Consider the following 26,279-nt stretch of genomic DNA (forward strand, 5'->3'; position numbering starts at 1 on the left):
GTCGTTGGAGACGATCCGGTCCGGCACATAGGCACCCGTACCGATGATCCTGACGTCCTGCATGCGAGTGCCGCCCCTCAAGTGATTTTCGAGTAAATGCGCGAATATAGGACCGGATCGTGCGGGCGCCCCAGGGCTGCCCGCACGAAATCGACTCCGGTCGGGCAACGCCCCAGGGGCGCGGGGAACTGCGCGACCAGCCCCCACGGCGCCGCAGTCGAATGCTCAGCGCGCCTGGTAGATGCGCTTGTGACCGCTGATCCCGGCCAGCCGGAACGGGCCGCTGGTCTGCTCCTCGGTGGCGTAGTCGCCCCCGTCGGTGGGGAACGACCGCTCGTGCAGATCGCGGTAGCCGGCGTAGTCGACCGGCTTGCGCCGGTTGATGGCCTCGTGGTTGGCCTCGGTGCGCAGCTTGTCCCGGTAGCCGGCGACGACCGTACCGGCGAAGAACTCGGCGACGCTGCCGGAGCCGTAGCTGAGGAAGCCGATGGACTTGCCGGTCAGGTCCTCGGACTGGTCCAGCAGTGCCGACAGGCCCAGGTACACGGAGGCCGTGTAGCTGTTGCCGATCACCGTGTTGTAGGCCGTGGTCAGGCCGATGGCCTGGGCGATGGCGTCCTTGTCGGTGTCCTGGCCGCAGTAGTTCAGCAGGTGGCGGTGGGCCTTGTAGGCCATCTTCGTGAACGGCTGGTGGTAGCAGAACGCGGCGAACTCCTCCAGCCCGCGGCCACCCTGCTCGCTGTAGTCCTTCCAGGTGCCCTCGACGGCCTGGAGGTAGGCGTTGATGGACTCGTGGCCGTCGACGAGGGCGGTGTTGAGGTAGTTGGGCCGCCAGAAGTCCATGACGTCGGCGGTGAACAGGCCCGAGGGGTCCTCGATGCGCACCAGGGCCGGGTCGAGGCTGACCAGCATGGCCACCGCCGCCGCACCCTGCGTCGCCTCGCCGGGGCTGTCCAGCTCGTACTTGGAGACGTCACTGGCGATCACCAGGACCTGCTGGGCGGGGTCGCGCCGGACCAGGCCGATGGCGAACTGGAGGGCGGCCGTGGCGCCGTAGCAGGCCTGCTTCAGCTCCACGACGCGGGTCGCCGAGGGCAGCCCGAGCAGCGAGTGGACGTACACGCCCGCCGACTTGGCCTGGTCGATGGAGGACTCGGTGGCGAAGACGACCGTGCGGATACGGTCGCTGCCGTGCCGGGCGATGATCGGCGCGGCGGCCGTCGCGGCCAGGGTGACGATGTCCTCGTCGGCGGCGGGGATGCTCATCGAGTGCTGGCCGATGCCGACGTGGTACTTGCCGATCTCGGTGCCGTTGTAGTCGGCCAGCGCGGTGTGCGGCAGCACGAACTCGCCCGTGGCGAACGACAGATCGTGGATTCCTATGGAGATGGACATGACCTAGACACCAACCTTTGCGGTCTTGTTGTCGCGTTCCAGCTGGACGTGCGCGCGCATGAGCTCTCCGGGGTTGGTCTGTGCGGCGAGCAGCGAGAGTTCGCCGCACAGCACCGTGGCCGCCGCGAGGACGGCGAGGCGGCGCGCGTTCTCGCCGGGCGCGGCCTCGGCCCGGCAGCCGAGCCGGGTCAGGTTCGTCTCCACGAAGCCGAGCCCCTTGCCGTTGCCGACCGTGCCGACGATCAGGTTCGGCAGGGTGCAGGCGAAGTAGAGGTCGCCGTCGCGGTCCTCGGCCATCACGACGCCCTGCGAGCCCTCGATGATGTTGGCCGCGTCCTGGCCGGTGGCCAGGTAGAACGCGAGCAGCATGTTCGCGTAGTGCGCGTTCGCCGAGCGGATGCCGCCGGCGAGGAGGGTGCCGAGCAGGTTCTTGCGGATGTTCAGCTCGACGATCTTCCCGGCCGTGGTGTGCAGGACGTCGGTCACCACGTCACGCGGGATGAGGATCTCGGTGACGACGTTCTTGCCGCGGCCGAGGATGCCGTTGATGGCGGTGGCCTTCTTGTCCGTGCAGTAGTTGCCGGAGATCGAGCCGTAGGAGATGCCCGGGATCGTCTTGAGGAGGTGGGCGAGCAGGGCGTCGGAGGCCAGGGTCGCCATGTTGTGGCCCGAGGCGTCGCCGGTGGTGAACTCGAAGCGGATGAACAGCAGGTTGGCGTTGATCTCGTGCCGGATGCCGACGAGCTGGGCGAACCTGCTGCAACCGCGCACCACCTCGCGCAGCTCGTCGATGCGGGCCTCGATGGTCCGCGCGGCCGTCAGCGCGGTCTGGGCGTCGATGGCCTCGACGAGGACCGAGCGGGTCATCCGCTCGTCGACGAGGGTGGCGACGATGCCCTTCTCGGCCAGCCGGGACACCTTCGCGCCGCGGCCGACGGACGGCCACAGCGGCGACTCGTAGGTGGCCAGCGGAACCTGGGTCTCGGTGTTGGCGACGTTCCCCGAGATGCGCAGGGGGCCGACCCAGCGCATGGGGACGCCGGCGATCGCGTGTGCTTCGGTCATCGTGAGCTTCCTGTCATCTCGGTAAGGGCGTCGATGGAGCTGGAGCGCTGGGCGAATTGCCGGGTGTCGATGCCCCGGTCGGCACAGAAGTCGCGGAGCTCGCCGTGGATCAGCAGGTCGCAGTGGGCGAGCTCGGCGGGCGTGCGCGCGCCGAGCATGGTCTGCAGGGCGGCCAGCTGGTCGAGCCAGGTGGAGATCTGCGCGACCAGCGCGGAGACACCCCCGTCGACCAGGGTCCGCAGGAACCCGCCGGAGGAGCCGACGGCACGGGCGCCGAGGGCGAGGGCGCGGGTCACGTCCAGCGGGTTGCGGACGCCGCCGGAGGCCAGGACGGGGAGGCCGACGTCCTGGGCGTCGAGGAGGCAGGCGACCGTGGACTGGCCCCAGTTGTGCAGGAACGCGTAGTCGGCGAGCTCGCGCCGGCCGTTCTCGATCCGGGCGAAGTCCGTGCCGCCGCGCCCGCTGACGTCCGCCACCTTCACACCCAGGTTGGGCAGCGCGAGGATCGTCTGCCGGCTCAGGCCGTTGCCGACCTCCTTGACGATCACCGGGACGTCGACACCCGCCGCGATCCGCTCGATCTGCGCCGCCCACGACCCGAAGGACCGGTCGCCCTCCGGCATGGGCGTCTCCTGCGCCGTGTTGAGGTGGATCTGCAACGCGTTCGCCTCGATGAGGTCGATGGCGCGGCGCGCGTTGTCGACCGACGCGGTCGCGTTGACGTTCGCCAGGACGAACCCGTGCGGGTTCTCGCTGCGCAGCACCCGGAAGGTGTCCGCGCAGGACGGGTCCTTGAAGTAGGCGTGCATCGAACCGGACGCGATGGCCACCCCGGTCTCCCGGGCGGCGGTGGCCAGGTCCCGGTTGATGGCGCCGGTCTTGGCGCTGCCGCCGGTCATCGCGTTGATGTAGAGCGGCGCCTGCCAGGTGATGCCGGCGAAGCTCGTGGCCAGGGACACGTCCGGGCGGTCGATGCCGGCCAGGGCGTGGTGCACGAACGACACCTCGTCGAACTGGTTGCGTCCGCTGTGCGCGTGCTGCTGCTCCATGGCGAGCCGGACGTGGTCGTCCTTGCGCTGAGCGCTACTCATGCTTCGTTCCCTTCCAGGGCGGGACGCAGGGGCAGGGGCAGCACCCCGGCCGCGGCCCACCGTTGACGTACCTGCGAGATGTCGTGCGCGGCCCGCTCGTCGAGCAGGGCGATGCCGCAGTCGCCGCCGCCCGCCCCGGAGGGCTTGGCCGCGCCGCCGACCGCTTCGGCGGCGTCGCACAGCGCGGTGAGTGCGGGCGTGAAGATGCCGAGGCCGACCTCGTCGTCCAGCCGGGCCAGCTCCTGCCGGGCCCGCCGGATCTCGTGCAGCAGTGCCGGGCCGTCGCCGCTGTCCAGCGCTGCGACCGCGGCCTGCACGAAGTCTGCGGTGGTCGCCACGAACTTCTGGTGCGAGGCACTGCCCCGCCAGGTCCGCCGCCCGTGCAGGCCGGAGACGAGTGCCTCGGTCGAGGCGGGGCTTCCCGTCCAGCCGACCTGGAAGGACAGTCCGGCCGGTGCCGGCAGCCGGCGTACCGAGAAACCGGGCCAGGGCGCCCGCAGCGACTCCGCCACGCCGTGGGCGCGGGCCAGGTCGAGGACCTGCGTCCGGTCGGGCGCGCGGTAAGCGATCCAGCCGCCCCAGGTGGCGGCCGCGAGGTCACCGCCGGAGCCCTTGGGCTCCAGGCGGGCGCCGGCGAGCATCGCCAGCCGGAACCGCTCCTCGCGGGTGAGCCGCAGACCGCAGTACGACGTGACCGCGTCGACGGTCGCCACCGTCACCGCGCCGCTGGAACCCAGGCCGTACTTGCGGCCGTCCGCGTGCAGGGTGCTGCTGATCGACACGCTCAACGGCGGTACGGGCAGGCCGTGTTCGGCGAGCAGCTCGGCCACGGTGTCCAGCGCGGACACCACATGCGGCGTCCGCCCGTCGCCCCCGGCCAGCCGGCCGCCGTGCCGGCGCAGCAGCGCCGGGCGCGCGCCGAGGTCGGAGTCGACGACGACATCGGCGCCGGCGACCTCGCACTCGGACACGGTGACGGTGATGTACCGGTCGACGGCCACCAGGATCGCCTGGTTGCCGGGCTCGACCACCGCGTATTCGCCCGCGACGAACAACTTGCCCGGCGCGCGCCGCACCACGGTCCGCTGACCGGCCATCACACGCCCTCGTCCAGCAGCCGGGCGCCCGGCCCGGGCACGGCGACGTGCACCGAACCGCCCGCGGCGGCCTCGCGGACGACCGCGGCCACCCGGTCGGTGTCCGCGCGCCGGCACAGCACCTTGACGTTGGGTCCGGCGTCCATCGTCACGTACGCCGCAACGCCGTCCCGGCGCAGTTGCAGCACGCTGTCGATGACGGTGAGCGAGGCCGGCGACATGTAGCGCACCGCGGGGCGCGCCGCCAGCATCGTGGCGTGCATGCCCAGCGCGTTGCGTTCGGCGATCTCGCCGACCGCCGCCAGGTCGCCGCGCCCCAGCGCCGCCCGCATGTCGACCAGGTCGGCTCTGCTGGACTCCGCCCACGGCTCGAACAGCGGGGAGGTGTCCATGGTGCGGCGCATCGCCGTCCGGCTGGAGACCTCCTTGGGGCCCGCGTTGACGACCGCGACGACCAGCGCCGGGTCGAGCCCTGCGGCGTCCACCGGTTCGGCGTACGAACTCGCGTCCGCCTCCTGAGGGGTGCCGTCGGGGTTGCCCGCGTGCCAGACGGCGAAGCCGCCGAAGATCGACCGCGAGGCCGAGCCGGAGCCGCGCCGGGCCAGCCGGGACAGGCCCCGCGCGTCGAGACCGAGCCCGTAGGCGGCCGCCGCGGCGACGGCCAGCGCGGCGAACCCGCTGGCCGAGGAGGCCAGACCGGCCCCGGTGGGCACGGTGTTCTCGGTGTCGACGACGGCCCGCACCGGGCTGCCCGCCCGCTCCCGCACCAGGTCGAGGAACGCGACGATGCGGCGCGCCGCCTCACCGGTCGCGGGCTCCCCGTTGAAGACGACCGTGTCCTGCCCGGCCTCGGGGGCGAGCCGGACGCGGGTGGTCGTGGGGAACACGGACAGGGTCATCGACAGGCTGTCGGTGCGGGGCAGGAACAGCTTCTCGTCGCTCTTGCCCCAGTACTTGATGAGCGCGATGTTCGGGTGCGCGACGGCCGTCGCGACCGGCTGTTCGGCACGTACGGTCTGCTGATCCGTTCGCACGGTCTGCTGGTCCGTTCGCACGGTCGGCTGGTCAGTGCGCATGGTCGGCGAGCCTCCTCAGCGGCACGACCCACGTCTGGACGGCGCCGGCCTCGTGCAGTTGCCGGGCGACCTCGCGGGCCTGCTCCGGCTGGGTCAGGGCGAGGACACAGCCGCCCAGACCACCGCCGGTGATCTTGGCGCCGAGGCTGCCCGCCTTCAGCGCGCCCTCGACCATCGTGTCGATCCGGTCGGTGCTCAGCCCGGCGGCCCGCATCAGCTCGTGGTAGTCCGTCATCCGCGTGCCGAGCCGCTCCGGGTCACCCTCGGCGAGCGCCAGTTCGGCGTCGTCGACGAGCCCGGTCGCCCGGCCCAGGAACCGCTCCTGGGCCCCGGCCTCGCGCCGGAACCCGGAGCGCAGCAGCTCCACGGCTTCCTTGGTGCTGCCGGCCGTGCCGCTGTCCGCGAGGATGAACAGGCCCTCGCAGCCGACGGTCAGGTCACGGGCCTGGCCCGCCTGGAACCGCAGCGGGGCCGCAGCCCCGACAGCCATGGCGTCCACGCCGCTGGCCCGGCCGTGCGCCACGTTCTCGGCCGTCTGCACCAGCTCGAACGCCGTGCTCCGGTCCAGCTCCCGGTCGAACAGGTCGGCCAGGGCCAGGACGATCGCCCGCGAGTGCGCGGCGCTGGAACCGAGCCCGCGGCCGAGCGGGATGGCACCGTCGAGAATCACGTCCAGGTGCCGGGTGCCGGTGACGCCCATGCGCTCCTTGAAGGCATGGGTCAGCTGACGCAGGCCGTCGGAGGCCCACGTCACCACCGCGCGGGACGCGGAGCCGGTCATCGTGAAGGACAACTCGCCCTGCACATCACCGGCGGGCATCGACCATCCGGCGCTCGCCGTGGCCGTGAGCTGCGGAATCGGCAGCGCCAGCGCCGGCGCCCCGTACACGACCGCGTGCTCTCCCAGCAGGATGGCCTTGGCATGGGCGCGGCCGATGCCCACGGAGCGAGCCCGGCGGTTTCCCGGCACTCCTTCCAATGAGGTCGGTAGTGTCAACCCACTCAGCTCCCCTTGTCGTTTCTGCTGGAAGAACAGGACGTGCGAAGGGCAGCGCCGGGCCGCCCGTCAACCGTTGCGGCGTTCATGGGCAGGTGCGCGGACGGCGCTGCAGTGCTATCTCCGTGAGCTCGTCGATGTCGAACTCCGAGCGGCAGTTCGGGGCGCCGTAGCGGGTGATCTTCCCGCGGCTCACCCATTTACGGATGGTCGCCTCGGACACCCCTACGGCGAGCGCCGCCACATTCGTGGGGACGAGCCTGTGACGCGGCGGTTTCATCATGCGGTGACACCCTTTCGCTGCTGCTCCATGAGCCGCCTCAGGTTCAGCCATTCGTGCATTTCCCAGGAATGTCCGGCAGAGCATTCGATGCTGCCGTTACCGGTGACCCCGCCATTCAGCGCGGGCCTCATCGATCCTTCGCAGTCGTCCATGACGCACATGCGGACGAGGCCGTTCAGGCCGCTGGGATCGGGGTCGATCGTGCCGCGCAACTCGGCGACGAGGCCTTCGATCTCGTCCGCGAGATCGGCGGCCGGCGGCTGCGCCGCGAGCCACTCCAGATGCCGGGCCAGAAACCTCGACAGCTGCGGAACGGAATGCGCCGGGGCCGGGACTCCCCGCTGCTCCACGACGATTTCCGCCCACGAACCGAGGGTCTCGAGGATGTTGTGGCGGGCGTCCAGCACCGAGATGTTCAGGTAGTCCCGCCGTGCGCTGCCCGACACCTTCGTCGGGTTGGTCCGCCGGGACACCGGCGACACGTGGTGCAGGCTCTCCCGGTGCAGCCCGGGCAGCGCACGCAGGTCGCGCTCCACCTGACCCAGGCAGTCGGCGCACAGCAGTGACCCGGTGGCGGCGGGCCGCTCGTGGTCGTGCCTCCTGGGGCACGGGCCGGTGTTCATCGAATCTCCCTCACGAAGCGGCTCGCCCTCCGCGCCCTCCGCGAAATTCCATGTGTTTTCCATGTCCCGTACCCCCGTCGATTTCCCAACTCCCGCGTGCGCGTGGGGCGCTCGCGAACCATCGTTTCTTCAGGGGAACTCCAGATTCCCATCCATATCCCCGGAGAGTCGGTGCGATTCCGTCCGAAGCGGAATCGGTGACGCTTTTCGATGAACGTACCGAGGGCTGACCGAGGCCTGCTGGAGTCCCGATACAGCCTTGTTCGCGGCTCGCCTGGGACCGAGGCCAGACCTGATCAGGGAACCGTCTTTCGCTTTCTCAAGCGGGGTTCAACCCGGATCTGAGCATTGGTTGAGCGGCTGCCCCGACCGTTGCGGAGAAAGGAGGCGCTGTGGACGGTACGCATGCAGGCGAACGCGCAGTAAGCGTCGGACTCACCGTGAGGTCTCGCACCTCGGTGCCCGGCCCGAGGGTTCCGGGGGACCCGGTCCCGTCCGGGCGGCCGGACCCGCGCGACCCCGTCCTGCACGTCGAGGGCGGAGCGACCGGGCACTTGAAGGTCTGTCTCGTCGGCGCCGGGCCGCGTGGCCTTTCCGTACTGGAACGGCTCTGTGCCCAGGAGCGGAAGTCGCCGCGCTGGGACGCCGTCACCGTCCACGTGGTCGACCCGGACCCCCCGGGCGCGGGACGGGTGTGGCGTCCGACGCAGTCGCGGCATCTGCTGATGAACACGGTGGCCTCGCAGGTGACGGTCTACACCGACGCCAGCGTCCGCATCGACGGCCCGCTGGACGAGGGGCCGAGCCTGTACGAATGGGCCAAGGCCCTGGCCTCCAGCACCCTGGAGCCCGGCGCGGAGTGCGGCTGTGACGAGGCCGCCCTCGCCGAGGCCGGCCGTCTCGGCCCCGACAGCTACCCCACCCGAGCCCTCTACGGCTCCTATCTCACCTGGGCGTTCCAACAGGTCGTCGCCGACGCCGCCGCCCATGTGACGGTGGTGACGCACCCGGTGCGCGCCGTCGCCCTTGAGGACGAGACCGTCCGCACGGGCCCGCAGACCGTCGTCCTGGAGGACGGCACCCGGCTCACCGGCCTGTCCGCCGTCGTCCTCGCCCAGGGGCACGTGCCAGTGCGGCTGTCCGACACGGAAGCCGGGCTGACGGCGTACGCCGAACGCAACGGTCTGATCTATCTCGCCCCGTCCAACCCGGCCGACGTCGACCTGTCCGGCATCGGGGCCGGTGAACCCGTGCTGCTGCGCGGACTCGGACTCAACTTCTTCGACTACCTCGCCCTGTTCACCTACGGCAGGGGCGGCGTCTTCACCCGCGTCGACGGCCGCCTGGTCTACCGGCCCTCCGGCCGCGAACCCCGGCTGTACGCCGGCTCCCGGCGCGGGGTGCCCTACCAGGCGCGCGGCGAGAACGAGAAAGGTGCGCACGGCCGCCACCACCCGCGGCTGCTGACCACCGGCTACATCGCCGAGCTGCGCGCACGCGCCCCGCACAGCGGTGCCATCGACTTCGCCGCCGACCTGTGGCCGCTGGTGTCCAAGGAGGTGTGCGGCGTCTACTACGCGGCGCTGCTCACCGCACGCGGCGAGACCGCGCACGCCGTCGACACCTTCGTCGAGGCGTATCTGCACGCCGAACCCGGTGTCGAGGAGGACCGGCTCCTCGACGCCGGCGGGATCGCCGTCGCGGAACGCTGGGACTGGGAGCGTGTCGCCCGCCCCTACGGCGACCGCGTCTTCACCGACCAGGCCGCCTTCCGGGCCTGGCTGCGCGGCCACCTCGACGACGACGTCCGGCTGGCCCGCCAGGGCAACGTCAGCGGCCCCGTCAAAGCCGCCCTCGACGTCCTGCGGGACCTGCGCAACGAGCTGCGGCTCGCCGTCGACCACGCGGGCCTGACCGCCGAGTCCCACCGGGACCACCTCGACGGCTGGTACACCCCGCTCAACGCCTACCTCTCCATCGGCCCGCCCGCCTCCCGCATCGAGGAGATGGCCGCGCTCATGGACGCCGGCATCCTGGACGTGACCGGCCCCGGGCTGCGCGTCGCCGCCGACGCGGACGATCCGCTCGGGCCCTGCTTCACGGCGACGTCGAGCGCGATCCCGGGCGTGCGGATACGGGCCACCGTCCTCATCGAGGCCCGGCTGCCCGAGATCGATCTGCGCCGCACCGCGGATCCGCTGATGAGCCGGCTGCTGGACACCGGTCAGTGTCAGCCGTTCCTCATCCCCGGCCCGGGTGGCGCCTACGAGACCGGCGGCCTGGCGGTGTCCGAGCGGCCCTACCACCTCCTCGACGCCCAAGGCACCCCGCACCCGCGGCGGTTCGCCTACGGCGTGCCCACCGAGTCGGTGCACTGGGTCACCGCCGCGGGCATCCGGCCGGGCGTCGGCTCGGTCACTCTGGAGGACTCGGACGCCATCGCAGCAGCGGTCCTCGCCCAACCCGAACTGCCCACGCAGACAGGAGAGTCGGCCACGCAGACCCCGGCGGCCGCAAGTCCGGAACCCGCCCACACGAAGGCGAACGTATGACGCCCCCGTACGAGACCTCACGCGCACACACCCTCTCCGCCCACCTGGACGCGGGGCTCCTGTCCCCGGTCCGGGTGGGCACCGAGGCCGAGGCGGCCGTCGGGGACGGTGCCTGGCTGCAGGCGATGCTCGACGCGGAGGCGGGCCTGGCCCGCGCCCAGGCCCGCTGCGGCACCGTCCCCGCCCAGGCCGCCGCGGCCATCACGGCCGCGGCCCGCGCCGACCTGCTCGACGTACGCGAACTGGCCCTGGCCGCACGGGAGACCGCGAACCCGGTCGTGGGCCTGGTCAAGGCGCTCACCGCGGTCGTCGCCGAACGCTCCCCGCAGGCCGCCGAGTACGTCCATCGCGGCTCCACCAGCCAGGACGTCTTCGACACCGGCGCGATGCTGGTGGCGCAGCGGGCGCTGCGGCTGATCGTCCGCGATCTGCGGTCGGTCGCCGACGCGCTGGGCCGCCTCGCCGCCGCCCACCGGGACACGGTGGCGGCGGGCCGCACGCTCGCCCTGCACGCCGTACCCACCACCTTCGGGCTCAAGGCGGCGGGTTGGCGGCAGCTGGTCCTCGACTCCGTCGAGCGCCTGGAACGGATCGAGTTGCCGGTCGCGCTCGGCGGCGCGGCCGGCACCCTCGCCGGCTACCTCCAGTACGCCGGTGAGGGCGCCGACCCCGCGACCGTGCTCGACGAACTCGGCGCCGCCTTCGCCGACGAGACCGGTCTGGCCGTACCCGCCCTGCCCTGGCACGCCCTGCGCACCCCGGTGGCCGACCTCGGTGCCGCGCTCGCCCACACCACCGGCGCCCTCGGCAAGATCGCCGCCGATGTGCTGGTCCTCACCCGGACCGAGGTGGGCGAGGTCGCCGAACCCGCGGTCACCGGACGCGGCGTCTCCTCGGCGATGCCGCACAAGCGCAACCCCGTGCTCGCCACCCTGATCCGCTCGGCCGCGCTCCAGGTCCCCGCGCTGGCCACCGTACTGCTGCAAGCCCTGCCCACCGAGGACGAACGGTCGGCCGGGATGTGGCACGCGGAATGGCAGCCCCTGCGCGAGGCCCTGCGGCTCACCGGTGGAGCCGCGCACACGGCCGTCGAACTCGCCCGCGGGCTCCTCGTGCGCCCGGAGCGGATGCGGGCCAACCTCGCCGCAACCGGCGGACAGCTCGTCTCCGAACGCGTCTCCGCCGTCCTCTCGCCGCGCCTGGGCAAGACGGCCGCGAAGGAACTCCTCACCCAGGCCTCGATGCTGGCCTCCCGCACCGGCCTGCCCCTGGCCGACGTCCTGGCCGACCTGCCCCAGCTCGCCGGCATCCTCACCCGCGAGGAGGCCGCCGCCCTCCTCGACCCGGCCGGCTACACCGGCCTCGCCGGCCCGCTCGTGGACCGGGCCCTGACGGCCCCGGCCCACGCAAGGACCCCGTCGCCCTGACGGCGGGAACGAGGTGGTGCGTACGGCGCGGGTGACGCCGTACGCACCACCGGGCCCTTCTTCAGGCCGTTCTTCACGCCCTTTCCCGGACCGTTCCTAGAGCCCTCCTCGAATGCCGCTTGAGGCGACGTCGAACCTGGTCGCGTCGGCTGCCGCGCGGCGCATGATGCAAACACAACGCACAGGGGAGGCGGCCGAGTTGAGACTGGACGCGCGTGTTGTCGACAAGGACGGCGGCCACGGCCACGCCGTGGTGATCGGCTCCGGCCTCGCCGGGCTCACCGCGGCGCGGGCACTGGCGAACCTCATGGACCGGGTCACCGTGATCGAACGCGACTGGCTGCCCCGCGGCCCCGGCCGCCGCCGGGGTGTGCCCCAGGCCCGTCACACCCACACCCTGACGACCACCGCCCACGTGGGCCTGGAGCGGCTGTTCCCCGGAATCCGCCACGACCTGGTGCGGGCCGGGGCGGTTCGCGTCCGCGTCCCCGCGGACCTGCTGACGCTCGGCCCGGCCGGCTGGCTGCCCCGCTTCGACACGGGCCTGTCCCGCTTCAGCGCCGGCCGCGACCTGATCGACGCGGTGGTACGGGACCGGGTGCGCGCCGACCCCAAGGTGACCTTCCTGACCGACCACGAGGTCGTCGCCCTCCAGCCCGGCCCCCAGGACACCGTCGCCGGCGTGTGGGTGCGCGCCAGGGACCGGCGGTCACCGGACGGCTTCGCACCCCGGCGGCTGATGTCCGCCGAGTTCGTGGTGGACGCCTCCGGACGCGGCTCGCGCGTCCCCGAGTGGCTCACCGCACTCGGCTACGAACCCCCGCGCGAGACCGTGTCCGGCACCGCGACAACCCACGCCACCACCCTCTACGCCCCGCCCGTCGGCCATGTCGCCGACTTCGAGGGCCTGCTGCTGATGCCCGCGCCCGGCGACCCCCGCCGGGCCGTGCTCAGCCCCGTCGAGGGCGGCCGCTGGTCGGTGACCCTCAGCGCCGGCGACGACAGCGCCCCGCCCACCGACCACGCCCAACTCCTCGAGGCCGCCGGCGCCCTGCGCGACCCGCTGCTGCGCGACCTCATCGCGAACGCCACCCCGCTCGGCCCCGTCTACACCTGCCGCACCCGAAGCAGCCGACGGCACTACGAGCAACTGCGCCGCTTCCCCGACCAGTTACTCGTCGTCGGGGACGCCCTCGCCACCCTCGACCCGGCCCACGGCCACGGCATGACCCTCGCAGTGGAGTGCGCCCTCGCCCTCGATCAGGTGCTCACCGCACACGGCACCGCCGTCGGGATCAGCCACCGGCTGCGCCGGACGCTCGCCCACCGCGTCGCCCCCGCCTGGCGGTCGGCCACCGGCCCGCTGGATCCGCCGGACGGGCTGCGCGCCCGGCTCGGCAGCCGGTACGGGTCCCGGCTCGCCGTCGCCGCCACCACCGACCGGCAGGCCGCGACCGAGCTGCTCACCGCGCACGAGACCCTCGCCCCGCCCGCCGCCCGCGCCCTGTGGGCGACCCTGCGCCCCCGCGGCGAGGCCGCCGTACCGCCGCCGCCCACCGCCACCCACGGCCCCGACGCCCGCCGACGCCGCCCCGCCGCACCGACGGCACCCGCCATCGGCGTCGCCACCGGCTCCGTACGGCCCCGGCCCACCGGCTCCTCGGCCCACTGGCCCGCCGTGGCCCCGGCCGGAGAACGGCGCCGACCGTGACGGCCACCGTGAACAGGCCCTGTCTTCACGCCACTTGGCGGATTCAATGCCGTCGCGGACGGCATCGCACGCTCATACGCTCGGCCTCATGACTGAGGTGACTGAGGTGACTGAGGTGGAGCAACCAGCCGCCCACGCAGGGCACTTGCGGCCACAGGCCCGACAACTCTCTCAAGGATCAGTCGAGTTGCCACTTGAGTATCACTTGAGCGCGGTTGTTCGCCCTTGCCGCGCGTCGATAGCGTTTCACCAGCTCCAGGGCACGGGCCCGCTTGCGCCGCGGCAGGCCACCTCCACGACCGGCCGGACGCCGGCCGAACCGGGTGTGCCTGTGACGGCCGAGCGGCGACGGGAGGGCGCGCGGGTATGAGCACGACCGAGAGGGCGCCACACAGTGTGCGCACCACACCACCGAGGGGCGAACGCATAGCCGACTGGGCAGACGGACGGCTCGGGATCTACAGCCTCCGGTTCCTGGTCCGCAAGGTGTTTCCCGACCACTGGTCGTTCATGTTCGGCGAGATCGCGCTGTACAGCTTCATCGTGCTGATCCTCACCGGCGCATGGCTCACCATGTTCTTCGACCCGAGCATGAGCGAGACCGTCTACCACGGGTCGTACGTACCGCTGCAGGGCATCCCGATGTCCCAGGCGTACGCCTCCACCCTCGACATCAGCTACGAGGTGCGCGGCGGCCTGTTCATCCGCCAGCTGCACCACTGGTCGGCGCTGATCATGATCGCCGCGTTGTGCGCACACACACTGCGGCACTTCCTGACCGGGTCGTTCCGCAAGCCGCGTGAGCTCAACTGGCTCATCGGCTTCATCATCCTGGTCCTGGTCACCCTGGAAGGCTTCGTCGGCTACTCGCTCCCCGACGACCTGCTCTCCGGCACCGGCCTGCGCATCGCCGAAGGTGTCACGCTCGCCATCCCGGTGGTCGGCACCTATCTGACGCTGTTCCTGTTCGGCGGCGAATACCCGGGGAACGACATCATCCCGCGGTTCTACAGCATCCACATCCTGCTGATCCCGGGCATCGTGCTGGCGCTGACCGCGGCCCACCTGATCCTGGTCTTCTACCACAAGCACACCCAGTTCCGAGGCCCCGGCCGCACCGAGAACAACGTCGTCGGCCAGCCCCTGATGCCGCACTACACGGCCAAGGCGGGCGGGTTCTTCTTCCTCGTCTCCGGTGTGCTCGCGCTGCTGGCGGGCGTCGCCCAGATCAACCCGATCTGGACTTACGGCCCCTACCGCGCCGACCAGATCTCCCAGGGCTCCCAGCCCGACTGGTACATGGGCTTCCTCGAAGGCGCCCTGCGTGCCATGCCCGCCTGGGAGTTCGTGCTGCCCGGCGGCTACACCGTCAACATGGGCGTGCTGCTGCCGGCGGTCATCCTGCCCGCCGTCATGATCAAGGTGTTCGCGGCGTGGCCGTTCCTGGAAGCCTGGATCACCGGCGACAAACGCGAACACCACCTGCTGGACCGGCCCCGCGAACAGCCCACCCGCACCGCGTTCGGCCTCGCCTTCGTCAGCTTCTACCTGGTGCTGTTCTTCGGCGGCGCCAACGACGTCCTGGCCGAGCACTTCCACCTGTCCCTGAACCAGATCACCTGGGCGGTACGGATCGGCCTGTTCGCCGTCCCGGCACTGACCTACATCATCACCCGGCGGATCTGCCTGGGCCTCCAGCGCCGCGACCGCGACAAACTGCTCCACGGCCGCGAGACCGGCCGTATCAAGCGGCTGCCGCACGGCGAGTTCGTCGAGGTCCACGAGCGGCTCGACCGGGACACCGAGTACACCCTGCTGTCCCGGGAGATGCCCGAGGTCCTGCCGGCCCCGGAGGCCGTCGACGCCGACGGCGTGCCCAACCCGAACGTCCGCGAGGAGAAGCGGCGCCATCTGCTCAGCCGCTGGCTGTTCGGCGGTCAGATCGCCAAGCCGACCCGCGAGGAGATGCGGCACGCACTGGAACACCTCGACCCCGCCCATGTTCCCTCGGCCAACGGTCACGCCGCCCTCGAAGAGCGCGAGCAGGACCGGCACCAGAGCCAACAGGTGCACTGACCCGGGGCCCGGGGCCTGTCCGGCGGAGCACCGGGTCGGCATGAGAGGGCGGCGCGGGTGATCAGGGGACGGATCACCCGCGCCGCCGCCGTTTTCCCGCCCATGTCCTCCGGCCGCCGTGCCGGAGCAGCCACGGAGGCCCGATGAGCCGAACCCCGCGGCACCGGGACGAGCCCCGGGCCGAGTCCATCACCCGGGCCCGCCCCGGCCTGTCCCAGGACCTGCGCGGCCGCCAGCGCCGCTACGTCACCGCCATGCTGGTGCGCACCGCGTGTGTCGTCGTGATGGCGCTCACCTGGAACCGCTGGCCGGCCGTTGCGGTCTGCGCCCTGGCCGGCGGGGTCCTCATCCCGTACGTCGCGGTCGTCGCCGCGCAGGCGGGCTGGCGCCAGCAGCGCGGCGTACGGCCCGAACTGGCCCGCCCCGTCGCCGAAACCGCTCCCCGGGTCGTCCTCGAACCCACCCTGGTCCTGCCACCGGAACAGAACACGGCGGCCTGACCCCCGACACCCGAAAAGCGCCGGGCCGGACACCTTCCGCAAGGTGTCCGGCCCGGCGTTCTCCGGGACTTCTCCGGGACTTCTCCGCTCAGCGCGCCCGGTCGGCCTCGCGCAGGATCGCGCAGGCCTCGGCCACCGGATCGGCGTGCCCACCGGGATGCACGACCAGATGGAGACGCTGCGCCCGCCCGTCCTGGACGTCGAGCACCAGGGCATGCAGCACGGCACCGTCCCGGTCCCGGAAGACCCAGCCGGCCCGGTCGCCCACCAGTGACTCGTCCATGGTGATGCCGACCCGCGCGAGCGGCGGCACGATCGCCGCGAGCATCCGTGCGACGTTGCCGGCACCCGCCACACATGTGGGCCACGGCAGCGGTTCACGCCCGCCGTCGCTGACCGTCGCCACCGCGGCGAGCAGCTGACGGCAGGCCTCCTCGGAACATCCGAGTGCCGCCGCGATCTGCTCGTCACCGCATCCGAACGCCTCACGCAGCACGAACACCGCGCGCTCCAGCGGGGACAGCCGCTCCAGCACCATCAGCGCCGACAGCGACAGTGAGTCCGACAGTTCCGCCGGCCGGTCCGGGGCGGCCGGCCCGCTGTCGGCGAGCAACGGCCCGACGACCTCGCCGCGCGCCACACGGGCCGACTGCAGGGCCCTGACCGCGATCCGGGTCACCTCGGCCGCCAGATGCCCCTCAAGGGAGGCGGGCCGGGCCGGCGCGGCCATCCAGCGCAGCCAGGCCGCCTGCACCGCGTACTCGGCCGCGCGCGTCTCGCCCAGGATGCGGTAGGCGATCGCGTACAGCAGGGGCCGCAGCTTCGTGAACTCGTCGGTTCTGCTCACAGCGGCTCCTCGGAAATGACCGCGGGGGGGCGTGCCCGCCGTCAGGGGGGGGCGACGGACGGGCACGCCTCGGGGGAGGGGGATCCCAGACCACTGTAGGAGCCGTCGGCTCCCCATTTCCGCACGGGCAGCGGAAGTTCGAGTTCAAATGCAGCGAGGATCCACTGCCGGAGCGCGTACCGCGTTTGTGTCAATGGGACTCGACCGCATTTCAAGGGAATCCACCAATAATCGTGACGCAGATGCCGACTCCGATTCGACTCCACAGACAATCAGGGAAGTTGACGCAATGACGAGCACTCGAACCAGCCCCGTTCAGGCCGTCGAGGACGCGCTTCGCCGGTTCTTCGCGGACCGCCGGGACGAGGCCGCGGCGATCGGCCCGGCCTGCGTCGACGCGGTCACCGAGCTGGAGACCTATGTACTGCGCGGCGGCAAGCGCGTCCGCCCGACCTTCGCCTGGCTCGGCTGGCTCGGCGCCGGCGGCGAGGAGGGGGGCGACGGTGCCACGGCCGAGTCGGTGGCCCGTATCGGCGCCGCCCTGGAACTGTTCCACGCTGCCGCCCTGATCCACGACGACGTCGTCGACGCCGCCCCCACCCGCCGCGGCGCCCCCGCCGCCCACGTGATGTTCGCGGGCCTGCACCGGGACCGCTGCTGGAACGGCGACGCCGAACTCTTCGGCACCGGCGCCGCGATCCTGACCGGAGACCTCGCCCAGGGCTGGGCCGAGGACCTCGTCCACACCTCCGGGCTGCCCGCACCGGCCCTGGCCCGGGTGGTCCCGGTCTGGTCGGCCCTGCGCACCGAGGTCCTGTGCGGCCAGCTCCTCGACGTGACGGCCGAGGCGGCGGGCGAGGAGGACATCGACACCCCGCAGCGCGTCAACCAGTACAAGACGGCCTCGTACACGGTGGAACGCCCGCTGCACATCGGCGCCGCCATCGCCGGCGCGGACCCCGGACTCGTTGCCGCCTACCGCACGTTCGGGCGTGACATCGGCATCGCCTTCCAGCTGCGCGACGACCTGCTCGGCGTGTTCGGTACCCCCGAGGAGACCGGCAAGCCGTCCGGCGGCGACCTGATCCAGGGCAAGCGCACCGTGCTGTTCGCGGCGGCGCTGCGCTACGCCGACGAACGCGACCCGGACGCCGCGAAGTTCCTCCGCACGAAGATCGGCACACCGATCACCGACGAGGAGCTCACCGCGATGCGTGCCGTCATCACCGACGTCGGTGCGGTGGACCACGTGGAGCGTGACATCACCCGGCGCACCGAGCGCGCCCTCGACGCACTGCGGTCGAGCAGCGCCACCGACTACGCGAAGGACGAACTGACCGCGATGGCGATCAGCGCGACCCAGCGGACGTCCTGATTCTCGGGAATTACTCAACTCCCGCTCTATAAACGCCCCTTGGGTGACTCAGGTCACCTCAAGGGGCTCTTGGTTTTTGCATTAGATGCGTGTCACAATTTCTGCACGTCCTCCCTGCCCAAAATCGCATCCGCGGCAGTGAGTTGACGTCCTCACCGCCGGTTCGTAGAGGCATCAGCTGCCCTCCCGGCTCAGCTCCCCTTTCGACACCGAAATTCGATCTGTGGAGAACGCATGCCCATGAGCAGGTTGCGCTGGCTGACCGCAGGGGAGTCCCACGGGCCCGCACTCGTCGCGACACTGGAGGGCCTCCCCGCAGGAGTGCCGATCACCACGGAGATGGTGGCGGACCACCTGGCCCGGCGCCGCCTCGGTTATGGACGCGGCGCCCGGATGAAGTTCGAGCGCGACGAGGTCACCTTCCTCGGCGGCGTCCGGCACGGTCTCACCCTCGGTTCCCCGGTGGCTGTCATGGTGGGCAACACCGAGTGGCCGAAGTGGGAGCAGGTCATGGCGGCGGACCCCGTCGACCCGGAGATCCTGGCCGGGCTCGCTCGCAACGCGCCTCTGACCCGCCCGCGTCCCGGTCATGCCGACCTCGCGGGAATGCAGAAGTACGGCTTTGACGAGGCTCGGCCGATCCTGGAGCGTGCCTCGGCGCGTGAGACGGCGGCCCGGGTGGCGCTGGGCGCGGTGGCCCGGTCGTACCTGAAGGAGACGGCCGGCATCGAGATCGTCAGCCATGTCGTGGAGCTGTGCTCGGTGAAGGCGCCGCAGGGTGTGTACCCGACCCCGGCCGATGTGGAGAGGCTGGATGCCGATCCGCTGCGCTGCCTGGACGCGGACACCTCCAAGGCGATGGTCGCGGAGGTCGATCAGGCCCACAAGGACGGCGACACCCTCGGCGGTGTGGTCGAGGTCCTGGCCTACGGCGTCCCGGTCGGCCTGGGCTCGCACGTGCACTGGGACCGTAAGCTCGATGCCCGGCTCGCGGGTGCGCTGATGGGTATCCAGGCCATCAAGGGCGTCGAGATCGGTGACGGCTTCGAGCTCGCGCGGGTGCCGGGTTCCAAGGCGCACGACGAGATCGTCAACACGCCTGAGGGCATCCGCCGGGTCTCCGGCCGCTCGGGCGGTACCGAGGGCGGCTTGACCACGGGCGAGCTGCTGCGGGTGCGGGCGGCGATGAAGCCGATCGCGACCGTGCCGCGCGCGTTGCAGACCGTGGACGTGACCACGGGTGAGGCGGCGCCCGCCAACCACCAGCGCTCGGATGTCTCCGCGGTTCCGGCCGCCGGGATCGTCGCCGAGGCGATGGTGGCGCTCGTCCTGGCGGACGCGGTCGCGGAGAAGTTCGGCGGCGACAACGTCGTGGAGACCCGCCGCAACGTCCAGTCCTACCTCGACCACCTGCGCATCAGCTGAACGTTCCTCCGTGGCCGCACCTTTCCCGCACCTTTCCCGCGGCTCTCGCGGTTCTCGCAGTTCTCGCGGTTCTCGCAGCTCTCGCAGTTCTCGCAGCTCTCGCAACGACCTTTCCCGAACACACGAGCACACACAGGGGTTGACCGTGTCCGAATCCGTAGACACCCAGACGACATCCGCCGCATTCACCGACGCCTCCGAGGTGCGGCGGCACAACCGCGCCATCGTCGAGCAGTACATGAAGACCCTGGGCCAGGACCGGCTGCGCCGCCACGAGCTGTTCACCGAGGACGGCGTCGGCGGACTGTGGACCACCGACACCGGCTCACCCGTCGCCACCCACGGCCGGGACCGGCTCGGCGAGCACGCCGTGTGGTCCCTGAAGTGCTTCCCCGACTGGGAGTGGTACAACGTCCGGATCTTCGAGACGGACGACCCCAACCACTTCTGGGTCGAGTGCGACGGCCGCGGCAAGATCCGCTTCGGGGACTACCCCGAGGGCCTCTACGAGAACCACTTCCTGCACTCCTTCGAGTTCGAGGACGGGAAGATCAAGCGCCAGCGCGAGTTCATGAACCCGTTCCAGCAGCTGCGCGCCCTCGGCATTCCGGTCCCGGAGATCAAGCGCACCGGAATCCCCACCTGATGACGCCCCTGGCACGAACGACCCCACCGCTGGATCGGAGAACGGCATGAACGAAGTCGTGAAGGACGTCACCCGGGACATCCGTGTCCGCGAGGCGTTGCAGCAGCCCGAGTGGAGCGACCTGCTCCAGCTGAGCCGGGTCGGCGAGGCACTCGCCTCCCGCCCCACCCTCGTACAGCCCGACGACGTGGCCACCATGCGCACCCTGCTCGGCAAGGTCGCCGCCGGTGAGGCCCTGGTCGTGCAGTCCGGCGACTGCGCCGAGGACCCGCAGGACTGCACCCCCGAGCACGTCGCCCGCAAGGTCGCCGTCCTCGACCTGCTCGCCGGGGCGCTCGGCCTGATCACCGGCAAGCCCGTCCTGCGCGCCGGACGCATCGCGGGGCAGTTCGCCAAGCCCCGCTCCAAGCCCACCGAGATCATCGACGGCGTCGAACTCCCCTCGTTCCGAGGGCACATGGTCAACGCCCCCGAGGCGGACGCCGAGAGCCGGCGCGCCGACCCGCTGCGCATCCTCACCGGCTACATGGCCGCCAGCGACGTCGTCGACCACCTCGGCTGGCGGGAACGCGGCGCGGGCCGCGACGTCGTCAACCCCCGCGTGTGGACCAGCCACGAGGCGCTGCTCCTCGACTACGAGGTGCCCATGCTCCGCGTGGACGAGCAGGGCCGGCTGTTCCTCGGCTCCACCCACTGGCCGTGGATCGGCGAGCGCACCCGCCAGGTCGACGGCGCCCACGTCGCCATGCTCGCCCAGGTCAGCAACCCGGTCGCCTGCAAGGTCGGCCCCTCGATGGAGCCCGAAGAGCTGCTGGCGCTGTGCGAGCGGCTCGACCCGTGGCGCGACCCGGGCAAGCTCACCCTGATCGCGCGGATGGGCGCCGGCAACGTCGCCGACCGGCTGCCGCGCCTGGTCGAGGCCGTGCGCGAGGCCGGCCACCCGGCGATCTGGCTGACCGACCCGGTGCACGGCAACACGGTCAACGCGCCCAGCGGCCACAAGACCCGCCTCGTGGAGACCGTCGCACTGGAGGTCTCCCGCTTCGTGACCGCCGTACGCGACGCGGGCGGTGTCGCCGGCGGCCTGCACCTGGAGACCACGCCCGACGACGTCACCGAGTGCGCCTACAGCAAGGACGACCTCCACACCGTCGGCGAGCGCTACACCTCCTTCTGCGACCCCCGCCTCACCCCGTGGCAGGCCATGTCCGTCGTCGAGTCCTGGACCGCCTGAGCCCCCACGACCCCAGCAGGAACAGGAGCCGAAGCCATGACCGGCATACCTCCCATCTCCGCGTACCCGCTGCCCGCCCAGGGCGATCTGCCCCCGGCCGCCGTCGCCTGGAAGGCCGACCCCGCCCGGGCCGTCCTCCTCGTCCACGACATGCAGCGGTACTTCCTCAAACCGTTCCCCGACAGCCTCCGCGACGACCTGATACGCGGCGCGGCGCAGCTGCGCGAGCGCTGCGCCGCCCTCGGCGTCCCCGTCGCATACACCGCCCAGCCCGGCGGCATGACCGACGAGCAGCGCGGTCTGCTCAAGGACTTCTGGGGCCCCGGCATGCGCACCACCCCCGAGGACCGCCAGGTCGTCGACGCCCTCGCCCCGGCCGCCGACGACTGGCTGCTCACCAAGTGGCGCTACAGCGCCTTCTTCAAGACCGACCTGCTCCAGCGGATGCGGGCCGCCGGCCGCGACCAGCTCATCCTGTGCGGGGTCTACGCCCACGTCGGCGTCCTCGCCACCGCCGTCGAGGCCTACACCAACGACATCCAGCCGTTCTTCGTCGCGGACGCCACAGCGGACTTCTCCCAGGAGTACCACCGCTCGGCCCTCACCTACGCCGCCGAGCGCTGCGCCCGCGTCCTCACCGCGAAAGAGGTGTTCGCATGACGCACGGCGACCTGCTCGACCAGGCACTGAACGGGCCCGCCCAGCAGCCGTACGCGCTGCTGCACCGCCCCGGCGCCACCGGCCCCGACATCGTCGAGGTCCTGACGGGCGAGGTCTCCCTGCCCGCCACCCTCGCCGGCATCGACCTGCCGGAGAGCACACAGGACGGCGCCCACCACGAGGTCCTCGTCGTGCTGCCCTACCGGCAGCTCACCGAACGGGGCTTCGCCTGCTCCGACGACGGCACCCCGCTGGTCGCCATGACCGTCACCGGCCAGCAGCGGCTGCCCCTCGACGAGACCCTGGCCCGCATCCCCGACGTGCCGACCACCCTGTCCGGCGGCGACTTCGACGTCGACGACGCCGCCTACGAGGACGTCGTACGCCGCATCGTCAAGGAGATGATCGGCACCGGCGAAGGCGCCAACTTCGTCATCAAGCGCACCTTCGTCGCCGACATCACCGACTACGGCCCGCGCAGCGCCCCCGCCCTGTTCCGCCGCCTGCTCACCCGCGAGTCCGGCGCCCACTGGACGTTCCTCATCCACACCGGCACCCGCATCCTCGTCGGCGCCTCCCCGGAGCGGCACGTCAGCCTCCAGGGCGGCACCGCCGTCATGAACCCCATCAGCGGCACCTACCGCTACCCCTCCTCCGGGCCCACCCTCTCCGGCGTCCTTGAGTTCCTCGGCGACCGCAAGGAGACCGACGAGCTGTACATGGTCCTCGACGAGGAACTGAAGATGATGGCCCGGATCTGCCCCGGCGGCGGCCGGGTCGTCGGCCCCTACCTCAAGGAAATGGCCAAGGTCGCCCACACCGAGTACTTCATCGAGGGCCGCACCGACCGCGACGTCCGCGACATCCTGCACGAGACGATGTTCGCGCCCACCGTCACCGGCAGCCCGCTGGAGAGCGCCTGCCGCACCATCACCCAGTACGAACCCGGCGGCCGCGCCTACTACAGCGGCGCCGCGGCACTGATCGGCCGGGACGCGGACGGCGAGCGGGTCATGGACTCCGCGATCCTCATCCGCACCGCCGACATCAGCGCCGAAGGCCGCATCGGCATCGGCGTCGGCGCCACCATCGTGCGCCACTCCGACCCCGCCTCCGAGGCCGCCGAGACCCGCGCCAAAGCCGCCGCCCTCGTCTCCGCCTTCGGCGGCACACCCGAGACCGAACGCTTCGCCGACCACCCCGTCGTCCGCGAGGCCCTCGGACAGCGCAACACCTCCATCGCCGACTTCTGGCTCACCGACGCCGAAGCCCGCGAGGCGGCCCGCCCCGAACTCGCCGGACGCAGCGTCCTCGTCATCGACGCCGAGGACACCTTCACCTCCATGCTCGACCAGCAACTGCGGTCCCTGGGACTGCGGGTGACCGTCAGCCGCTTCGACGAGCCCTACTCCTTCGACGGCCACGACCTGGTCGTCATGGGACCCGGCCCCGGCGACCCGCAGGAACTCGCCCACCCCAAGATGGCGCATCTGCACCAGGCCGTCGACACCCTGCTGCGCGAAGGCCGCCCCTTCCTCGCCGTCTGCCTCAGCCACCAGGTCCTCGGCCTGCGCCTCGGCCTGCCGCTGCGCCGCAGGGACGTACCCAACCAGGGCGTACAGAAGGCCATCGACCTGTTCGGCGGCGCCGAACGCGTCGGCTTCTACAACACGTTCGCCCTGCTCGCCGACCACGACGAGTTCCACGCGGACGGCATCGGCACCGTCCGCGTCAGCCGCGACCCGGCCACCGGCGAGGTGCACGCGCTGAGCGGTCCCCGCTTCGCCTCGATGCAATTCCACCCGGAGTCAGTGCTCACCCGAGAGGGACCCCGCATCGTGGGGACACGACTGGCCGCGCTGCTCACCCCGGCGAAGGCCGCCGGCCGGGTCTGACCGCTGCTCGCAGCGGTCGCGCCCGAACCGCCGGGCCGGCGCCCTCCCCCGAGCGCCGGCCCGGCACCGCCGACACCCATCGGCACCCGCCGACACCCATCGGCACCCGCCGACACCAGAACCACTGGGAGACCAGATGCATACGTACGTCGTCGTCGACGCGTTCGCGCGTGAACCCCTCACCGGCAACCCGGTGGCGGTGTTCTTCGGGGCCGACGACCTGACCGCCGATCAGATGCAGCGCATCGCCCGGGAGATGAACCTGTCGGAGAGCACCTTCGTGCTGCGTCCCCGCCAGGACGACACCGACGCCCACGTGCGGATCTTCACCCCGGTCAACGAACTGCCCTTCGCCGGCCACCCGTTGCTGGGCACCGCCATCGCCCTCGGCGCCCGCACCGACGCCGACCGGCTGCGCATCGAGACCGCCATGGGCGTCGTACCCTTCACCCTCGAACGCGCCGACGGCAAGGTCGTCGCCACGAGCATGCGGCAGCCGGTACCCGTGTGGGAGCCCTTCGACCGCACCGACGAACTCCTCGAAGCCCTCGGCGTCCACGACTCCACGCTCCCCGTGGACATCTACCGCAACGGCCCCCGGCACGTCCTCGTCGGCTTCGAGAGCGTCGAGGCCCTCTCCAAGGTCGACCCCGACCACCGCGCCCTGGCCCGCTTCCCCGACATGGCGACCAACTGCTATGCGGGAGAGGGAAGTTCCTGGCGCAACCGCATGTTCTCGCCCGCCTACGGCGTCGTGGAGGACGCGGCCACCGGCTCCGCCGCGGGCCCCATCGCCATCCATCTCGCCCGGCACGGCCTCATCGAGTACGGGCAACGCATTCAGATCACCCAGGGCGTCGAGATCGGCCGCCCCTCACCCATGGGCGCGCTCGCCCACGGCGAGGGCGACCACGTCACCTCCGTCGAGGTCTCGGGCCCCGGAGTGGTCACCATCGAAGGGGTGCTCCATGTCTGACCTGTCCCAGCTCCACGCCACCAACGGCATGGCGGTGACCACCCGCGGCGGCTCCAGCCGCTCCGAGACCCTCACCGGCAACCTCCACGTGCCCTTCCCCGAGTTCATCGCACCCCCCGCCGAACCGATGGGGCTGCTCTCGGCATGGCTGGAGTCCGCCGTCACCCACAACGTCCGCGAGCCCCGCGCCATGGCCCTCGCCACCGCCGACGCCCAGGGCCGCACCTCCTCGCGCATCGTCGCCCTCACCAAGGTGACGGACACCGGCATCGTGTTCATCACCCACTCCGACAGCCGCAAGGGCCGCGAACTCGCCGAGAACCCCTGGGCGTCCGGCGTCCTGTACTGGCGCGAGACCACCCAGCAGATCACCCTCGCCGGCCCCGTCACCCAGCTGTCCGAGGCCGAGTCGGAGTCCCTGTGGTTCGCGCGGGCCGTCTTCACCCACGCCATGACCACCGTCTCCCGGCAGAGCAAGCCGCTGGACGACCTCGACCACTTCGCCCGGCTGCGCGCCGAGGCCCTCGAACTGGGCGAGCCGCAGCGCCCGCTGCCGCGGCCCGCCACCTTCGTCGGCTACCGCCTCGACCCCGCCAGCGTCGAGTTCTGGGGCAACGGCGTCGACCGGCTCCACGAACGCCTCCACTACGAGCGCACGGACGCCGGCTGGCAGTTCAGCCGGCTCCAGCCCTGAGCCCCGGGAGCCATCATCACTACGTCCGCCACACCGGTGTTCACCGACCACCACGACCTGCGCACCCGCAACCGCCAGGCCGTCGAGCACTACATGCGCACCGGCCCCGAGGCCCGGCTCATCCGGTACACCCTCTACACCGACGACGGCACCGCGTCGCTGTTCTACACCGACATCGGCCGCCCCATCGTCGTCACCGGCCGCGAGAAGCTGAAGCGGCACGGCGAACTGTCCCTGAAGGTGCTCCCCGACTGGCAGTGGTACGACGTCCAGATCTACGAGACCCAGGACCCGTCCGTCATCTGGGTCGAGTGCGACGGCGAGGGAACGATCCGCTTCCCCGGCTATCCCGAGGGCCACTACCGCAACCACTTCATCCACGGCTTCACCCTGCACGACGGGAAGATCGCGGCCAGCCGCGAGTACACCAACCCCATCGAGCACATGAAGTCGCTGAGCATCGAGACCCCGCACATCCGCCGGGACTGGATCCCCACGTCCTGACCCCGTGCCGCACCGCCCCAGGGCCCGCCCACCTGATCAGGTGGGCGGGCCCGTTTTCTGCGTTCTCACCATTCGATGAGGGCGAGTCCGGCGGCCATGCCGCCGCCGAAGCCGGCGAGGAGGATGAGGT

At 71.6% G+C, this 26,279-nt stretch carries 23 protein-coding genes; 14 read left to right on the top strand and 9 right to left on the bottom strand.

The window, feature by feature from the left end:
* Positions 1-225: 225 nt before the first annotated feature.
* From DI272_RS39535 to DI272_RS39570, 8 genes are all read right to left on the bottom strand, one after another.
* The gene (locus DI272_RS39535; protein ID WP_109499978.1) at positions 226-1,395 is read right to left on the bottom strand and encodes a hydroxymethylglutaryl-CoA synthase; all 1,170 of its coding nucleotides are present in this window, start codon (positions 1,393-1,395) and stop codon (positions 226-228) included.
* A gap of 3 nt (positions 1,396-1,398) precedes the next feature.
* Positions 1,399-2,460: a hydroxymethylglutaryl-CoA reductase gene (locus DI272_RS39540; RefSeq protein ID WP_109499979.1), complete on the bottom strand. Its 1,062-nt coding sequence runs from the start codon at positions 2,458-2,460 to the stop codon at positions 1,399-1,401.
* Positions 2,457-3,551: a type 2 isopentenyl-diphosphate Delta-isomerase gene (fni, locus tag DI272_RS39545; protein WP_109499980.1), complete on the bottom strand. Its 1,095-nt coding sequence runs from the start codon at positions 3,549-3,551 to the stop codon at positions 2,457-2,459. Before fni ends, DI272_RS39540 begins: the two co-directional genes overlap by 4 nt.
* Positions 3,548-4,648 carry a phosphomevalonate kinase gene (locus DI272_RS39550; protein ID WP_109499981.1) on the bottom strand — a complete coding sequence of 367 codons (1,101 nt, stop codon included), beginning with the start codon at positions 4,646-4,648 and terminating at the stop codon, positions 3,548-3,550. The genes fni and DI272_RS39550 overlap by 4 nt, the downstream gene beginning before the upstream one ends.
* Positions 4,648-5,724, bottom strand: coding sequence for a diphosphomevalonate decarboxylase (mvaD, locus tag DI272_RS39555; protein ID WP_109499982.1), 1,077 nt, complete (start codon positions 5,722-5,724; stop codon positions 4,648-4,650). Before mvaD ends, DI272_RS39550 begins: the two co-directional genes overlap by 1 nt.
* Complete coding sequence (gene mvk / locus DI272_RS39560) at positions 5,714-6,667, bottom strand: mevalonate kinase (protein WP_258314809.1); 954 nt, start codon at positions 6,665-6,667, stop codon at positions 5,714-5,716. Before mvk ends, mvaD begins: the two co-directional genes overlap by 11 nt.
* Positions 6,668-6,806: 139 nt before the next feature.
* Positions 6,807-7,004, bottom strand: a complete 198-nt coding sequence (locus DI272_RS39565) for a hypothetical protein (protein WP_109499984.1) — start codon at positions 7,002-7,004, stop codon at positions 6,807-6,809.
* The gene (locus DI272_RS39570; RefSeq protein ID WP_258314810.1) at positions 7,001-7,690 is read right to left on the bottom strand and encodes a hypothetical protein; all 690 of its coding nucleotides are present in this window, start codon (positions 7,688-7,690) and stop codon (positions 7,001-7,003) included. The genes DI272_RS39565 and DI272_RS39570 overlap by 4 nt, the downstream gene beginning before the upstream one ends.
* A gap of 461 nt (positions 7,691-8,151) precedes the next feature.
* Between DI272_RS39570 and DI272_RS39575 the strand changes: the two genes are divergently transcribed.
* The 5 genes from DI272_RS39575 (at position 8,152) to DI272_RS39595 (ending at position 15,893) form a co-directional block, all read left to right on the top strand.
* Positions 8,152-10,179: an FAD/NAD(P)-binding domain-containing protein gene (locus DI272_RS39575; RefSeq protein ID WP_109501280.1), complete on the top strand. Its 2,028-nt coding sequence runs from the start codon at positions 8,152-8,154 to the stop codon at positions 10,177-10,179.
* Positions 10,176-11,606, top strand: a complete 1,431-nt coding sequence (gene pcaB, locus DI272_RS39580) for a 3-carboxy-cis,cis-muconate cycloisomerase (RefSeq protein WP_109499986.1) — start codon at positions 10,176-10,178, stop codon at positions 11,604-11,606. The genes DI272_RS39575 and pcaB overlap by 4 nt, the downstream gene beginning before the upstream one ends.
* Positions 11,607-11,805: 199 nt before the next feature.
* Entirely contained in the window at positions 11,806-13,317 is a 1,512-nt protein-coding gene (locus DI272_RS39585) for an NAD(P)/FAD-dependent oxidoreductase (protein WP_181387465.1), read from the top strand.
* A 366-nt stretch (positions 13,318-13,683) separates the two neighbouring features.
* A complete protein-coding gene (locus tag DI272_RS39590; protein WP_109499988.1) occupies positions 13,684-15,393 on the top strand; it encodes a cytochrome bc complex cytochrome b subunit in 1,710 nt (569 codons plus the stop codon).
* A 143-nt stretch (positions 15,394-15,536) separates the two neighbouring features.
* The gene (locus tag DI272_RS39595; RefSeq protein ID WP_109499989.1) at positions 15,537-15,893 is read left to right on the top strand and encodes a DUF3099 domain-containing protein; all 357 of its coding nucleotides are present in this window, start codon (positions 15,537-15,539) and stop codon (positions 15,891-15,893) included.
* An 88-nt stretch (positions 15,894-15,981) separates the two neighbouring features.
* Here DI272_RS39595 and DI272_RS39600 read toward each other — a convergent pair whose 3' ends face one another.
* Entirely contained in the window at positions 15,982-16,740 is a 759-nt protein-coding gene (locus tag DI272_RS39600; protein WP_109499990.1) for a sigma factor-like helix-turn-helix DNA-binding protein, read from the bottom strand.
* 289 nt (positions 16,741-17,029) lie between these two features.
* On the opposite strand from DI272_RS39600, the gene DI272_RS39605 reads away from it, so the two are divergent.
* The 9 genes from DI272_RS39605 (at position 17,030) to DI272_RS39645 (ending at position 26,149) form a co-directional block, all read left to right on the top strand.
* Positions 17,030-18,115 carry a polyprenyl synthetase family protein gene (locus tag DI272_RS39605; protein ID WP_109499991.1) on the top strand — a complete coding sequence of 362 codons (1,086 nt, stop codon included), beginning with the start codon at positions 17,030-17,032 and terminating at the stop codon, positions 18,113-18,115.
* Between the two features lie 240 nt (positions 18,116-18,355).
* Positions 18,356-19,540: a chorismate synthase gene (gene aroC / locus DI272_RS39610; RefSeq protein ID WP_109501281.1), complete on the top strand. Its 1,185-nt coding sequence runs from the start codon at positions 18,356-18,358 to the stop codon at positions 19,538-19,540.
* 145 nt (positions 19,541-19,685) lie between these two features.
* Positions 19,686-20,186, top strand: a complete 501-nt coding sequence (locus tag DI272_RS39615) for a PhzA/PhzB family protein (RefSeq protein WP_109501282.1) — start codon at positions 19,686-19,688, stop codon at positions 20,184-20,186.
* 46 nt (positions 20,187-20,232) lie between these two features.
* Entirely contained in the window at positions 20,233-21,420 is a 1,188-nt protein-coding gene (locus DI272_RS39620) for a 3-deoxy-7-phosphoheptulonate synthase (RefSeq protein ID WP_109499992.1), read from the top strand.
* A gap of 36 nt (positions 21,421-21,456) precedes the next feature.
* The gene (locus tag DI272_RS39625) at positions 21,457-22,080 is read left to right on the top strand and encodes an isochorismatase family protein (RefSeq protein WP_109499993.1); all 624 of its coding nucleotides are present in this window, start codon (positions 21,457-21,459) and stop codon (positions 22,078-22,080) included.
* Positions 22,077-23,975, top strand: coding sequence for an anthranilate synthase family protein (locus tag DI272_RS39630; RefSeq protein ID WP_109499994.1), 1,899 nt, complete (start codon positions 22,077-22,079; stop codon positions 23,973-23,975). Before DI272_RS39625 ends, DI272_RS39630 begins: the two co-directional genes overlap by 4 nt.
* A 136-nt stretch (positions 23,976-24,111) precedes the next feature.
* The gene (locus DI272_RS39635; protein ID WP_109499995.1) at positions 24,112-24,951 is read left to right on the top strand and encodes a PhzF family phenazine biosynthesis isomerase; all 840 of its coding nucleotides are present in this window, start codon (positions 24,112-24,114) and stop codon (positions 24,949-24,951) included.
* Positions 24,944-25,645 (top strand): phenazine biosynthesis FMN-dependent oxidase PhzG, encoded by a 702-nt coding sequence (gene phzG / locus DI272_RS39640; RefSeq protein WP_109499996.1) that lies wholly within the window; start codon positions 24,944-24,946, stop codon positions 25,643-25,645. The genes DI272_RS39635 and phzG overlap by 8 nt, the downstream gene beginning before the upstream one ends.
* A 36-nt stretch (positions 25,646-25,681) precedes the next feature.
* The gene (locus DI272_RS39645) at positions 25,682-26,149 is read left to right on the top strand and encodes a PhzA/PhzB family protein (protein ID WP_181387466.1); all 468 of its coding nucleotides are present in this window, start codon (positions 25,682-25,684) and stop codon (positions 26,147-26,149) included.
* Positions 26,150-26,279: the final 130 nt, after the last annotated feature.

The organism is Streptomyces sp. Act143 (assembly GCF_003143935.1).
Lineage (GTDB): Bacteria > Actinomycetota > Actinomycetes > Streptomycetales > Streptomycetaceae > Streptomyces.

What these genes read in the sequence shown, in the direction of transcription:
- DI272_RS39535 (WP_109499978.1), bottom strand. Translation starts at nt 1,395, where the DNA reads ATGTCCATCTCCATAGGAATCCACGATCTGTCGTTCGCCACGGGCGAG.
- DI272_RS39540 (WP_109499979.1), bottom strand. Translation starts at nt 2,460, where the DNA reads ATGACCGAAGCACACGCGATCGCCGGCGTCCCCATGCGCTGGGTCGGC.
- fni (WP_109499980.1), bottom strand. Translation starts at nt 3,551, where the DNA reads ATGAGTAGCGCTCAGCGCAAGGACGACCACGTCCGGCTCGCCATGGAG.
- DI272_RS39550 (WP_109499981.1), bottom strand. Translation starts at nt 4,648, where the DNA reads ATGGCCGGTCAGCGGACCGTGGTGCGGCGCGCGCCGGGCAAGTTGTTC.
- mvaD (WP_109499982.1), bottom strand. Translation starts at nt 5,724, where the DNA reads ATGCGCACTGACCAGCCGACCGTGCGAACGGACCAGCAGACCGTGCGA.
- DI272_RS39565 (WP_109499984.1), bottom strand. Translation starts at nt 7,004, where the DNA reads ATGATGAAACCGCCGCGTCACAGGCTCGTCCCCACGAATGTGGCGGCG.
- DI272_RS39570 (WP_258314810.1), bottom strand. Translation starts at nt 7,690, where the DNA reads ATGGAAAACACATGGAATTTCGCGGAGGGCGCGGAGGGCGAGCCGCTT.
- pcaB (WP_109499986.1), top strand. Translation starts at nt 10,176, where the DNA reads ATGACGCCCCCGTACGAGACCTCACGCGCACACACCCTCTCCGCCCAC.
- DI272_RS39590 (WP_109499988.1), top strand. Translation starts at nt 13,684, where the DNA reads ATGAGCACGACCGAGAGGGCGCCACACAGTGTGCGCACCACACCACCG.
- DI272_RS39595 (WP_109499989.1), top strand. Translation starts at nt 15,537, where the DNA reads ATGAGCCGAACCCCGCGGCACCGGGACGAGCCCCGGGCCGAGTCCATC.
- DI272_RS39605 (WP_109499991.1), top strand. Translation starts at nt 17,030, where the DNA reads ATGACGAGCACTCGAACCAGCCCCGTTCAGGCCGTCGAGGACGCGCTT.
- aroC (WP_109501281.1), top strand. Translation starts at nt 18,356, where the DNA reads ATGAGCAGGTTGCGCTGGCTGACCGCAGGGGAGTCCCACGGGCCCGCA.
- DI272_RS39620 (WP_109499992.1), top strand. Translation starts at nt 20,233, where the DNA reads ATGAACGAAGTCGTGAAGGACGTCACCCGGGACATCCGTGTCCGCGAG.
- DI272_RS39625 (WP_109499993.1), top strand. Translation starts at nt 21,457, where the DNA reads ATGACCGGCATACCTCCCATCTCCGCGTACCCGCTGCCCGCCCAGGGC.
- DI272_RS39630 (WP_109499994.1), top strand. Translation starts at nt 22,077, where the DNA reads ATGACGCACGGCGACCTGCTCGACCAGGCACTGAACGGGCCCGCCCAG.
- DI272_RS39635 (WP_109499995.1), top strand. Translation starts at nt 24,112, where the DNA reads ATGCATACGTACGTCGTCGTCGACGCGTTCGCGCGTGAACCCCTCACC.
- phzG (WP_109499996.1), top strand. Translation starts at nt 24,944, where the DNA reads ATGTCTGACCTGTCCCAGCTCCACGCCACCAACGGCATGGCGGTGACC.